Source organism: Pseudomonas sp. So3.2b, from assembly GCF_019464415.1.
In the GTDB taxonomy this organism is placed as follows: domain Bacteria; phylum Pseudomonadota; class Gammaproteobacteria; order Pseudomonadales; family Pseudomonadaceae; genus Aquipseudomonas; species Aquipseudomonas shahriarae.
Window position 1 is genome coordinate 747,298 of sequence record NZ_CP080494.1, and the last position, 12,980, is coordinate 760,277.

Here is a 12,980-nt window from a genome sequence, read left to right on the forward strand (position 1 = left end):
TTAATGATTTTTCAGCTATTTCTAACTTTTGTTCGACAGTCCTTCATCGAGCGTGGTTCTTGCGTTCACAGCCACTCGCCATTCACGCGCCGATCAAGGATAGACCATGAGCCTTCCAACGCTGGTTGAACTCCCAGCCGTTCTGTTGCCATTTGCCAACCGGGCCGAGCAGTCATTTCGTGACGCGGCGGCCATGCTGGATGCCGATCATGGCCTGTCTGCGTGGACGCCGCAACGTTGGGCCGACTTCGCCCGGGTGTGTGCCGCCAGCGATTTTGTGATTGAACAGAGTGTTCGTGACCCTTTGATGTTGCTTGAGCTGGTGGCCTGGGGCGAGCTGGACCGCGGCTTTGCGCCTGATGAGCTGTGTGGGCAGATTGCCGCAGCCGTGCAACAGGCTGAAACAGAAGATGAGCTGGGGCGTGTGCTGCGTCGCCAGCGCACCCGCCAGCAAGTGCGGATCATCTGGCGCGACCTGACCCGACAGGCGGACCTGGTACAGACCTGCCGCGACCTGTCGGACATGGCCGACGCCAGCATCGACCAGGCTTACCAGTGGCTGTACCAGCGCCACTGCGCGCAATTCGGCACCCCCATCGGCGGGCGCAGCGGCGAGCCGCAGCAGATGGTCATCCTCGGCATGGGCAAGCTGGGTGCGGTGGAACTGAACCTGTCGTCGGACATCGACCTGATCTTCGCCTACCCCGAAGGCGGCGAGACCGTGGGCGCCAAGCGGGCCCTCGACAACCAGGAGTTCTTTATCCGCCTGGGCCAGAAACTGATCAAGGCCCTGGACCCGATGACCGTCGACGGCTTTGTGTTCCGGGTCGACATGCGCCTGCGGCCCTACGGCTCCGCCGGGGCGCTGGTGTTGAGCTTCAACGCATTGGAGCAGTACTACCAGGACCAGGGCCGCGACTGGGAACGCTACGCGATGATCAAGGCGCGGGTGGTGGCCGGCGACCAGGTGGCCGGCGCGCAACTGCTCGACCTGCTGCGCCCGTTTGTCTATCGGCGTTACCTGGACTTTTCTGCGATCGAAGCGCTGCGCACCATGAAGCAGTTGATCCAGCAGGAAGTGCGGCGCAAGGGCATGGCCGACAACATCAAGCTGGGGGCTGGCGGCATCCGCGAAGTGGAGTTTATCGCCCAGGCGTTCCAGCTGATTCACGGTGGCCGCGACCTCAGCCTGCAACAACGGCCGCTGCTGAAGGTGCTGGGCACCCTGGAAGGCCAGGGCTACCTGCCGCCGGCGGTGATTGCCGAGTTGCGTGCCGGCTATGAGTTCCTGCGCTACACCGAGCATGCGATCCAGGCCATTGCCGATCGCCAGACGCAAATGCTGCCCAACACGGACGAGGACCAGGCGCGCATTGCCTTTATGTTGGGTTTTGCCAACTGGACGGCGTTCCATGAACAGTTGATGTACTGGCGTGGCCGGGTGGACTGGCATTTCCGCCAGGTGATTGCCGATCCGGACGAAGAGGAGGGGGTGGAAAGCGAATTGGTGGTGGGTGGCGAGTGGCTGCCCTTGTGGGAAGAATCCCAAAATGAGGAGGCCGCCTGTCGCCAATTGGCCGAAGGCGGCTTTGCCGACGCGCCCAAGGCCCTGAAAGCCTTGGCCAGCCTGCGCGGCAGCCCGCAATTGCGCGCGATGCAGCGCCTGGGGCGTGAGCGCCTGGATGCGTTTATCCCGCGCCTGCTGGCCCAGGCTGTCGAACATGCCAACCCGGACCTGGTGCTGGAGCGTGTGCTGCCGTTGGTAGAGGCCGTCGCGCGGCGTTCTGCTTATCTGGTGCTGTTGACGGAAAACCCTGACGCCTTGCGTCGGTTGTTGACCCTGTGCGCCGCCAGCCCGTGGATTGCCGAGCAGATCACCCGCTTCCCGCTGCTGCTGGACGAATTGCTTAACGAAGGCCGCCTGTTCAAGCCGCCCTTGGCGCCGGAACTGGCCGCCGAACTGCGCGAGCGCCTCACACGCATCCCTGAGGATGACCTTGAGCAGCAAATGGAAGCCCTGCGCCACTTCAAGCTGGCGCACCGGTTGCGGGTCGCGGCCTCGGAAATCGCTGGCAGCCTGCCGCTGATGAAGGTCAGCGACTACCTGACCTGGCTCGCCGAGGCGATTCTGGAGCAGGTGCTGGCCCTGGCCTGGCGCCAGACCGTGGCCCGCCACGGTACGCCGCAACGCCTGGACGGTACCTTGTGCGACCCCGGATTTATCATCGTCGGTTATGGCAAGGTCGGCGGTATCGAACTGGGACATGGCTCGGACCTGGACCTGGTGTTTATCCACGACGGTGACCCCCAGGCCGAAACCGACGGCGCCAAGCCGATTGATGGCGCGCAGTTCTTTACCCGCCTGGGCCAGCGCATCATTCACCTGCTGACCACCCAGACCAACTCTGGGCAATTGTACGAAGTGGATATGCGCCTGCGACCTTCTGGCGCATCCGGCCTGCTGGTCAGCTCCCTGGGGGCATTTGCCCGTTATCAGGAAAACGAGGCCTGGACCTGGGAGCATCAAGCCCTGGTGCGCGCGCGGGTGCTGGTCGGCAGCCAGGACGTGGGCCGGGCGTTTGAGGCCGTACGGGCGCGGGTACTGGGGCGCACGCAGGACCTGGCGAAGCTGCGCCAGGAGGTCAGCGAGATGCGCGCCAAGATGCGTGACAACCTGGGCACTAAGTCGACCGCAGCCGGCACCGCGGCGAATGCCTTCGAGCCCACGGCGCTGTTCGATCTCAAGCAGGACGCAGGAGGTATCGTCGATATTGAATTTATGGTGCAATACGCCGCTTTGGCGTGGTCTGCGCAACATCCATTGCTGCTGCGCTATACCGACAATATCCGCATCCTGGAAGGCTTGGAGCAGGTCGGGCTGATGCCCGCCGCCGATGCCCACCTGTTGCGCGAGGTGTATAAGGCCTACCGCTCGGCAGCCCATCGCCAGGCCTTGCAGAACGAGGCGGGTGTGGTGGCCGGGGATCAGTTTGCCGACGAACGGCGGCAGGTGAAACGGATCTGGCAAGAACTGGGGTTAAGCTAAAACACTACGGCGACCCCAATTGAATGTGGAGACCGGCTTTAGGTGGAAGCGGGCTGGCCCGCGATGCAGGCGCTGCGGTCTGGCTGACAGCACGCGGTGATGCTATCGCGGGCCTGCCCGCTCCCACACAAACCGTGACCTACAGTAATTATCGAGGCGGGGAGGCATGAGCCTCCCCGAATCGTTTGTGGAAACTACATGAATATTCTGATCGTTGGGCCCAGTTGGGTCGGTGACATGGTAATGGCGCAGACACTGTTCCAGTGCCTGAAACAGCGTCATCCCGACTGCCAAATCGACGTGCTTGCCCCCGAGTGGAGCCGGCCGATCCTGGAGCGCATGCCCGAGGTACGGCAGGCCTTGAGCTTCCCGCTCGGCCATGGCGCGCTGGAGCTGGCGACCCGGCGGCGGATCGGCAAGTCCCTGGCCGGCCAGTACGACCAGGCGATCCTGCTGCCCAACTCGATGAAGTCGGCCCTGGTGCCGTTCTTCGCCGGCATCCCCAAGCGTACCGGCTGGCGCGGTGAGTTCCGCTATGGCTTGCTCAATGACGTGCGCAAGCTCGACAAGGCCCGCTACCCGCTGATGATCGAGCGCTTCATGGCCCTGGCCTATGCGCCCAATGCCGAGTTGCCGACGCCGTATCCACGGCCGAGCCTGCTCATCGACCCGGTCACCCGCGACGCGGCCCTGGCCAAGTTCGCCCTGAGCCTCGATCGGCCGGTGCTGGCGCTGTGCCCAGGCGCCGAGTTTGGCGAGTCCAAGCGCTGGCCGTCGGAGCATTACGCCAAGGTCGCCGAGCTGAAAATCCGCGAAGGTTGGCAAGTCTGGCTGTTTGGCTCGAAAAACGATCACTCGGTGGGCGAGGATATCCGCCAGCGCCTGATCCCCGGCCTGCGCGAAGAAGCGGTCAATCTCAGTGGCGATACGTCATTGGCCGAGGCCATCGACCTGCTGTCCTGCGCCGACTCGGTGGTGTCCAACGACTCCGGCCTGATGCACGTGGCCGCCGCGCTGAACCGCCCGCTGGTGGCGGTGTACGGCTCCACCTCGCCGGGCTTTACCCCGCCATTGGCCGACAAGGTCGAAGTGGTGCGCCTGGGCCTCGATTGCAGCCCGTGCTTTGACCGCACCTGCCGTTTCGGCCACTACAATTGCCTGCGCCAGTTGCTGCCCGATGCGGTAGCCGAAGCCTTGCAGCGTTTGCAGGGCAACGTGGTCGAGGTTCATTGAGTTGCGGGTACTGGTAATCAAGACCTCATCCCTGGGCGATGTGATCCACGCCTTGCCGGCATTGACCGACGCGGCCCGGGCGATCCCGGGGATTCGCTTTGACTGGGTGGTGGAAGAAGGCTTCGCCGAAATCCCCACCTGGCACCCGGCGGTGGACAAGGTGATCCCCGTGGCGATTCGCCGCTGGCGCAAGAACCTCTGGCAGACCTTCAAGAGTGGCGAGTGGCGCCGCTTCAAGAAGCAGATCCAGTCGACTAAATACGACCTGGTAATCGACGCCCAGGGCCTGCTTAAAAGCGCCTGGCTGACCCGCTATGTGCGGGCGCCGGTGGCGGGCTTTGACAGAGATTCAGCTCGCGAACCCATTGCTGCGCGCTTCTATTCCCGGCGCCTGGCGGTTGCTCGTGGCCAGCATGCGGTGGAGCGCCTGCGCCAGCTGTTCGCCGTGGCCCTGGGCTATGACCTGCCCAAAGGCCTTGGGGATTACGGCCTGAGCACTGAGAAACTGCTCGGCCTGCCGCCGAAGAAGCCTTTTGTGCTGCTGCTGCACGGCACCACCTGGGACACCAAGCACTGGCCCGAAGCCTACTGGCGCGAGTTGGCCGAGCGCATGGGCAGCCTGGGAGTGGATGTGAAACTGCCGTGGGGCAATGCCGCGGAAAAAGCCCGCGCCGAACGCCTGGCCCAGGGCCTGGCCAATGCCGAAGTCTTGCCCAAGCTGAACCTGGCCGGTGTGGCGCGGGTATTGGCCGGCGCCAGGGCCTGTGTGGCGGTGGATACCGGCCTCGGGCACCTGGCCGCTGCGCTGGATGTGCCGACGATCTCCCTGTTCGGCCCGACCAACCCGGGCCTGACCGGTGCCTATGGCAAGGCGCAGATTCATCTGGGCAGCGATTTCCCCTGCGCGCCCTGCCTGCAAAAGAAATGCACCTACCAACCGAGCGCTGAAGACCAGCGCCGGTTTGATCTCAAGCGCGAGTGGCCACTGTGCTTTACTCGCCTGAACCCTGAGCGTGTGGCCAGCCGACTGAGCACGTTGTTATTGGCTGAGGAGCTGCACTGATGCAACTGGCATTTGTACTGTACAAATATTTCCCCTTTGGTGGCTTGCAGCGCGACTTCATGCGCATCGCCCTGGAGTGTCAGCAGCGCGGTCACCAGATTCGTGTGTACACCTTGATCTGGGAAGGCGACGTGCCACCCGGTTTTGAAGTGCTGGTGGCGCCGGTCAAGGCGTTCTTCAACCATCGGCGCAACGAGAAGTTGACCGCCTGGATGCAGGCCGACCTGGCCAAACGCCCGGTGGACCGCTTGATCGGCTTCAACAAAATGCCCGGCCTGGATGTGTACTACGCGGCAGACGGCTGTTTTGAGGACAAGGCACAGAACCTGCGGCATTCGCTGTATCGCAGCTTTGGCCGCTACCGGCACTTTGCCGAGTACGAGCGCGCGGTGTTTGCCAAGGAGGCCAAGACCCAAGTGCTGATGATCTCCGAGGTCCAGCAGCCGCTGTTTATCAAACACTACGACACGCCGCTGGCGCGCTTCCACCTGCTGCCACCGGGCATCGCCCAGGACCGTCGGGCGCCGCCGAATGCGGCCGAGATCCGCGCCGGCTTCCGTGCCGAATTCAACCTCGCGGACGACGATCTGCTGCTGGTGCAGATCGGTTCGGGCTTCAAGACCAAGGGCGTGGACCGCAGCCTCAAGGCGCTGGCCGCACTGCCGCCAGACCTGAAGAAGCGCACCCGCCTGTTTGTAATTGGCCAGGACGACCCCAAAGTATTCCAATTGCAGAGTGCTACCCTGGGCCTGGGCGACAATGTGCAGTTCCTCAAGGGGCGCAGTGATATCCCGCGTTTCCTGCTGGGCGCCGACCTGTTGATTCACCCGGCGTACAACGAAAACACCGGGACCGTGCTGCTCGAAGCCCTGGTGGCCGGGTTGCCGGTACTGGTCACAGCGGTGTGTGGTTATGCCCATTACATCAGCGAAGCTGATTGCGGGCGTGTGCTGGACGAGCCTTTCGAACAGGCCCAGCTCAACCAGTACCTGGCCGGGATACTCAGTGATCAGCAGCAACGTGCGGCCTGGAGCCGCAATGGTCTGGCCTTCGCCGAGACGGCCGACCTCTATAGCATGCCGCAGCACGCTGCGGATGTAATTCTGGCGGAGCAACACTGATGAAGTTGATTCTTGCCGAACCGTTCAAGAGCCTTTGGGCCGGGCGCGATGCGTTCGCCGAAGTCGAGCTGTTGGAGGGTGAGGTTTACCGTGAACTGGAAGCCCGTCGCACCTTGCGCACCGAGGTGGATGGACGCGGCTACTTTGTGAAAATCCACCGTGGCATCGGCTGGGGTGAAATTTTCAAGAACCTGTTCACCGCCAAACTGCCGGTGCTGGGTGCCGGGCAGGAGTGGCAGGCAATTCAGCGCCTGCACGAAGTGGGCGTACCGACCATGACCGCCGTGGCCTACGGCGAGCGCGGCGCCAACCCGGCCGACCAGCATTCCTTTATTGTCACCCAAGAGCTGGCACCGACCATCAGCCTGGAAGACTTGAGCATGGACTGGCTCAAGCAGCCACCCGAGCCGCGTCTCAAGCGCGCGCTGATTGCCGAGGTGGCCCGCATGACCGGGATGATGCATCGCGCTGGCGTCAACCATCGTGACTGCTACATCTGCCACTTCCTGCTGCACACCGACAAACCGGTGACGGCCGATGACTTCAAACTGTCGGTGATCGACCTGCACCGTGCCCAAGTGCGCCCGCGCATCAGTCAGCGCTGGCGCAACAAGGATTTGGCGGCCCTGTATTTCTCGATCCTGGATATCGGCCTGACCCGCCGCGACAAGTTGCGTTTCCTCAAAGGCTACTTCCAGCAACCCCTGCGCCAGATCCTGGCCGAGGAAGGCGCGCTGCTGCAGTGGCTGGAGCGCAAGGCCAGCAAGCTCTATGACCGTAAAGTCCGGTACGGAGGTGCGCTCTGATGGCGGGTTGGAACCTGGAACCTGCTTACTCGGAGCTTGTGGACGATTTTGGTAGCCTCGATGCGGTGTTTGCCCTGCAAGGCGAGCGGCTGACCCGTGATCCGCTGTCCGAAGTCATTCGTGTGCAGCGCGGCGGGGTCAACTATTACGTCAAGCGCTACACCGGCGCCGGCAAGGGGTTGCGGCGTTACCTGGGCAAGCCACGGGTCAAGTCCGAATGGCAGAACCTTAAGCGCTTCGCCAAGTGGGGCATTCCCACGGCCGAAGTCGTGGCCTGGGGCCTGGAGCGCAAGGGCCTGGCCTATGATCGTGGGGCGATGATCACCCGCGAGTTGCCCCGCACCGAAGACCTGGCGGCCCTGGCCGAACGCAAGGATCCGCAATTGTCCGACCCGGTATGGGTCGACAAGGTCAGCCGCCAGCTCGCCGAATACACCCGGACCATGCACGACCACCGGTTTACCCACAACGATTTGAAGTGGCGCAACCTGTTGATCGACGACCAGCAGACCCTGTACCTGATCGACTGCCCCAACGGCGACTTCTGGCGCGGGTTCTGGCTCAAGTACCGGATCACCAAGGACCTGGCGTGCCTGGACAAGGTTGCCAAATACCACTTGTCGGCCACCCAGCGCCTACGCTTCTACATGCAATATTGTCGGCGCAAGCACCTGAATACGTCGGATAAACAGCGGATTCGCCATGTGCTGAAGTTTTTCGAGGGACGCGAATGAATGACTTCCTGGCAACTGAAGACCGGGCCTTGCTGGAGCGCAATGGCCTGGCTGACTTCGACGCCCTGTGGGCCAGGCAACTGGACGCAGTGGATGAGCCCAACACCAGTCGCGGCGGCTGGAGCAGTGTGTTCCGCCTGGAACTGGAAGGCCGTGGCTTTTACCTCAAGCGCCAGAGCAACTACCTGACGCGCACCCTGCATCGGCCCTTTGGCGAGCCGACCTTTGCCCGTGAGTTTCGCAATATCAGCCGCTATCGGCAGAAGGCGATCCCGGCCTTGCAGGCCGCCTTTTATGGCGAGCGCAAGGTTGCCGGCGAATACCGCGCCTTGCTGCTGACCCGCGCGTTGGATGGCTGGAATGACCTGGACTCATTGCTTGAGCAGTGGCCGGCCCTGAGTGCCGCCCAGCACCACGCGATCCTCGTGGCTTGCGGCCAATTGGCGCGCAAGCTCCATGGCGTCGGCCAGGTGCATGGCTGTTTTTACCCTAAACATATCTTCCTGCAGGCCACCGGCGACGGTTACGCGGCGCAGTTGATCGACCTGGAAAAAACCCGGCCGCTGTTGCTGGGCCGGCGTGATCGGGTCAAAGACCTTGAGCCATTGCTGCGCCGTGCCGGCGCATGGACATCTGCGCAGGTGCGGCAATTCCTGGCGGCCTACCTCGACCAGCCGGAGGACAGTTCGCTGGTGGATACCTGGGCGCAGTACCTGGCGGGGCGGCGCAGTCACAAGGAGGCCCGCTGATGCGGTTGTCTGAGCTCAAAAACGCCGGGCGTACGCCCACGTTGCCCTTGAGTATTGAGTTGGCGGATGCAGCGGGCCCTGGGCAGTTGCAACTGCTGAGCCTGTTGCGGGTGTTGCCCGGCCAGCGTTATGTGGGCGCGGCCATCTGGCGTGGCCGGCCGGTGCTGGCCAAGTTGCTGGTGGGTAGCAACGCCGCGCGACATTTCCAGCGCGAACTCCAGGGCGTGCGCCTGCTCGCCGAGCAAGGCCTCACTACCCCGCTGTTGCTCGCCGACGGCCTGCAAGACGGTGAGGGTGGCTGGCTGCTGTTCGAGTTTCTGGAAGGGGCCCAAAGCCTGGCCGACGCCTGGGCGGCAGTCGAAGCCTTGCCGCCCTTGGCCGATGAGCAACAGGCGGTACTGGCCGAAGCGCTGGGTGCGATTGCCCAGATGCACGCCAAGGGTTTGTGGCAGGAAGATCTGCACCTGGACAACTTGATGCGTCAGGCTGACAAGCTGTATTTGATCGACGGGGGGGGGATCTGCGTCGAACAGGCGGGTAAACCCCTGTCACGTAACCGGGTGCTGGAAAACCTCGGGGTGTTTTTTGCCCAGTTACCGAGCGACCTCGAACCGTTTACCGAAGAATTACTGGTGCACTACCTGTTAAGCAACGGCGAGCACGCGTTGCCCCTGGAAGCCTTGCAAAAACAGGTGCGCAAAGTGCGCGCCTGGCGCCTGAAAGACTTCATGGGCAAGATTGGCCGTGAGTGCACCTTGTTCAGCGTAGTGCGCGGGGCCTTTGGGCTGCGCGCCATCCGGCGTGAAGAAGAAGCTACCCTGCTGCCGGTACTGGCAAACGTCGATAGGCTTGTCGACCAGGGCCAAATGTACAAGGCCGGCGCCTCGGCCACGGTGGCCGGGGTTGATGCTGCGGGTCGAGCGCTGGTGATCAAGCGCTACAACATCAAGGGTTTTATGCACTGGCTCAGGCGCTTCTGGAGGCCCAGCCGCGCCTGGCACGCCTGGAGCGAAGGCAACCGCCTGACATTCCTGGGGATTGCCACGCCCAAGCCCCTGGCGCTTCTGGAGCGACGCTTTTTCTGGCTGCGCAGCCGGGCTTATCTGGTCACCGAGCACCTTTCCGGGCCCGACCTGATCGAGCACCTGGCCCCTTACGTGGACAGCGGCGAGGTGCCCGAGCCTGAACTGCTGGCCCTGGATCGCCTGTTTGGCGAGCTGATTCGCGAGCGGATCAGCCATGGTGACTTCAAGGGGCGCAACCTGTTCTGGCAAGGAGGGCGTTGGGTGCTGATTGATCTGGATTCGATGTGTCAGCATGGCTCGCTGAGCAGCTTCGTACCGGCGTTTGCCAAGGACCGTGCGCGGTTTATGCGCAACTGGCCGGCTGATAGTGCTTTGTATCGTGTGATTGATCAGCGCTTGCCCAAGGTGAGCGAGTTAGTTGGGTGATCCGCGTGAGGCCGTCATAAGTCGTAGCGATTTCTTCAGGTCTGGGAAATCACAGTGTTTTCGAAGGCAAGGGGCATTACTTAATATTTTGATTAAGTAGTGCTCTGGACATTGTTTGTTGGGGTTAATAGGTTGTATCGACGCTTGATAGGAATATCTTATATAGATGTTTATTGAGTGGTCGAAATGTTAATTCCGGGAGTGTGCAAATGACTTCGATAACAGGCTTTCATCCGTTTTCTTTTTACAGTGATCCAGTCGGTAAAAATAAGCCGATAGACCCGGTAAATCCAACAAGCCCAATAGATAAAGTTCAGTCGGGTGTGCGCAATCCAAAGGACACAACCGCTGGTGATGACGCCGAATTTTTTAACGCCGATACCCAGCAATGGCAGCCAACCGCCTCTAATGGCAAAGGTGATGGCGGTTATGTGAACTTCGGTGATCCCTATCGAGAGCCCATAGATCATGAGCTGGTTTACGGAGCCAATGGAGAGTGGCAATTAAAAGCTGATGGATGATTGCTTAAAAGTTGAGTGGGTATTTTTGTTTGTGGTTCTTTGTGAGTTTGGTGGTGGCTTTTCCAAAGTGTAGAGGCTGGGTTATAGGAAGTGTCTGCTATTAATGTGGGAGCCAAATGGGCAATGTTATTTGCCCATTGGTTTTTATCACTCAAAAGCTGTACTGGGCTCCTGCGCCCGCATACCACGACCTGCCGGGCGCGGCTTCGTAATAACGATCGTTGCCATCGCCGACAATCACCGAACCGATGTACTGGCGATCCAGCAGGTTGTCCAGGCGCAGGGTCTGGTGAAAGGTCCAGTGTTCGACTTTCTGTTCAAAGCGTGCACGCCAGTTGAAAACGCTGTAAGCCGGTGCCGCTTGTTTCTGGTTGGTGTCTTCGACATAGATCTTGCTGCGGTACATGCCTTCGACGGCGGTGCTGACCCAGTCCCGTGGTTTCCAGTTCAGCTCGGCAAACAGCGTGGTCTGTGGGACGCCGGGTAGGTAGTTGCCCTTCTCCACGGTTTTGCCGCTGTTGCTGAAGTTGCTGTCGTAGGTGGCTTGCAGGCGGGTGTAGGCGAGGTTGGCGCTCCACTGTTCGCTCAGTTGGCTTTCGATACCCAGCTCAAAGCCACGGCGCAGGGTGCGGCCGGCGTTTTGGTAGCTGGTGCGTCCATCCTTCGATGCATTGACCACCAACTCATCTTCCGTAGTTATTTGGAATACGGCAGCGTTGACCCGCGTGCTGTTGTTCACCTGCGCCTTCAAGCCCACTTCATATTGAGTGCTTTCTGACGGCTTCAGGCCAAAGTTGAAACCTTCGATGTCACCAGGGGCGTAAGCCAGCTCTGCCTGGGTCGGTGTCTCGAAGCCTTTGCCGGCGCTGATGTAACCATGCAGATCGGGTGTGAAGGCGTACATCACGCTCACTGAGGGCGTATTCTTTTGATAGGTCTTGTTGCCGCTGGCATCGCCATTACCATTGCTAAAGAACTTGTCATTGACGTCAAGCTCCATGGTGCTGTGGCGCACCCCGGCTTGCAGGGTCCACCGGTCGATGGCCCAGTTGGCCTGGATGTACGGGTCGAGGCTGCGGGCGGTGTCGATTTCATTGCGGCGTAATTCGCCTTTCACGCCGAGGGTATTGCCGTTGTAGTTCTTGTAGCCGTGACGGCTATCTTCGCTCTGGTCGAAGTCCAGGCCGGTGATGATCATCAATTCGCCCGGCACGCTGTCTATGGGCTGCATCCAGCGCACGCCACCGCCGTAGAACTTGCGGTCGAATTGCACTACGCCGCCGCCGCCAAGCTCATTTGTGGGTGTGCCTTTGGGAATCGACAAATACTGAATCACACTCCTGCGCCCGGTGTAGGCATTCACCTGCAATGTCGCATCGCCAATGTACCGCTCGTAATTCATCCCTACCTGTTGGTGATCAATGCTCTTGCGTGTGTTGTACGCCAGGGCATTGCTGCTCACCGAGCGCGGGTCGGCCTTGTAGCCTGCCCAGGTCTGCCCCAGCGGGTCCTGGGTGCCGTTCTGCTCCAGGCTGCTGTAGATCAGGGCCAGCTTGCTGTCGTCATCGGGCTCGAGGTTGAGCTTGGCGAAGGTCTGGTCGCGGCGGGCGCTGCTGTGGTCGCGGTAGCCGTCGGTGTCCATGCGTGAGGCATCGAGGACAAAACCGGCGCCCTGCACCGCGCCCTCGGCGCTGAGGTGATGCTTGTTCAGGCCATCGCTGCCGACCAGGGTTTCGGCGCCGATACGGGGTGGGCCTTCGCCGTTGCGCGAGAACATCTGGATCACCCCGCCGGCGTTGCTGCCATACAGGGTGGCGGCCGGGCCGCGCAGGACTTCGATGCGGTCGGCGGTGTCGAGGTTGAAGGTGGCGGCCTGGCCCTGGCCGTCCGGGGTGCTGGCGGGGATGCCATCGGCAATCAGTTTGATCCCGCGTACGCCAAACGCCGAGCGCGCGCCAAAGCCACGGGAGGAAATCTGCAGGTCCTGGGCATAGTTCTGGCGGTTCTGCACCACTAGCCCCGGCACGCGGGACAGGGCTTCCGAGGCATTGATGCCCAGCTGGCCGTCGCTGATCTGCTCACGGCTGATGCTGTCCACCGAGTAGGGCAGGTCGAAACTGCGGCTGGCACTACGTGAGCCCGTCACCACACTGGGGTCGAGAATCAGTGGGGCCTCTTCGGCCAGGGCCGTTTGCTGCAGGCCCAGCAGGCTGGGGAACAACATCGCAAAACAGGTGGGAGCAACAACTTTCATGA

At 61.7% G+C, this 12,980-nt stretch carries 10 protein-coding genes; 9 read left to right on the forward strand and 1 reads right to left on the reverse strand.

Going from position 1 to position 12,980, the window contains the following annotated elements; genetic code table 11:
- Positions 1-106 precede the first annotated feature (106 nt).
- The 9 genes from glnE to K1X80_RS03300 all read left to right on the forward strand — a co-directional run bounded on the left by glnE (position 107) and on the right by K1X80_RS03300 (position 10,724).
- On the forward strand, positions 107-3,046 hold the full coding sequence (gene glnE, locus K1X80_RS03260) for a bifunctional [glutamate--ammonia ligase]-adenylyl-L-tyrosine phosphorylase/[glutamate--ammonia-ligase] adenylyltransferase (protein WP_057958115.1): 2,940 nt from the start codon (positions 107-109) through the stop codon (positions 3,044-3,046).
- A gap of 198 nt (positions 3,047-3,244) precedes the next feature.
- A complete protein-coding gene (waaF, locus tag K1X80_RS03265) occupies positions 3,245-4,279 on the forward strand; it encodes a lipopolysaccharide heptosyltransferase II (RefSeq protein ID WP_057958116.1) in 1,035 nt (344 codons plus the stop codon).
- 1 nt (position 4,280) lies between these two features.
- On the forward strand, positions 4,281-5,342 hold the full coding sequence (gene waaC / locus K1X80_RS03270; protein ID WP_057437702.1) for a lipopolysaccharide heptosyltransferase I: 1,062 nt from the start codon (positions 4,281-4,283) through the stop codon (positions 5,340-5,342).
- Positions 5,342-6,463 carry a glycosyltransferase family 4 protein gene (locus tag K1X80_RS03275; RefSeq protein ID WP_057958117.1) on the forward strand — a complete coding sequence of 374 codons (1,122 nt, stop codon included), beginning with the start codon at positions 5,342-5,344 and terminating at the stop codon, positions 6,461-6,463. The genes waaC and K1X80_RS03275 overlap by 1 nt, the downstream gene beginning before the upstream one ends.
- Complete coding sequence (gene rfaP, locus K1X80_RS03280; RefSeq protein WP_057958118.1) at positions 6,463-7,269, forward strand: lipopolysaccharide core heptose(I) kinase RfaP; 807 nt, start codon at positions 6,463-6,465, stop codon at positions 7,267-7,269. The genes K1X80_RS03275 and rfaP overlap by 1 nt, the downstream gene beginning before the upstream one ends.
- Positions 7,269-8,003, forward strand: a complete 735-nt coding sequence (locus K1X80_RS03285) for a lipopolysaccharide kinase InaA family protein (protein ID WP_057958119.1) — start codon at positions 7,269-7,271, stop codon at positions 8,001-8,003. Before rfaP ends, K1X80_RS03285 begins: the two co-directional genes overlap by 1 nt.
- Complete coding sequence (locus K1X80_RS03290; RefSeq protein WP_057958120.1) at positions 8,000-8,752, forward strand: lipopolysaccharide kinase InaA family protein; 753 nt, start codon at positions 8,000-8,002, stop codon at positions 8,750-8,752. Before K1X80_RS03285 ends, K1X80_RS03290 begins: the two co-directional genes overlap by 4 nt.
- Positions 8,752-10,203, forward strand: coding sequence for a lipopolysaccharide kinase InaA family protein (locus K1X80_RS03295; protein WP_198817278.1), 1,452 nt, complete (start codon positions 8,752-8,754; stop codon positions 10,201-10,203). The genes K1X80_RS03290 and K1X80_RS03295 overlap by 1 nt, the downstream gene beginning before the upstream one ends.
- 209 nt (positions 10,204-10,412) lie before the next feature.
- A complete protein-coding gene (locus K1X80_RS03300; RefSeq protein ID WP_162947687.1) occupies positions 10,413-10,724 on the forward strand; it encodes a hypothetical protein in 312 nt (103 codons plus the stop codon).
- Positions 10,725-10,875: 151 nt separating this feature from the next.
- Here K1X80_RS03300 and K1X80_RS03305 read toward each other — a convergent pair whose 3' ends face one another.
- Positions 10,876-12,978 (reverse strand): TonB-dependent receptor, encoded by a 2,103-nt coding sequence (locus K1X80_RS03305; RefSeq protein WP_220172658.1) that lies wholly within the window; start codon positions 12,976-12,978, stop codon positions 10,876-10,878.
- Positions 12,979-12,980: the final 2 nt, after the last annotated feature.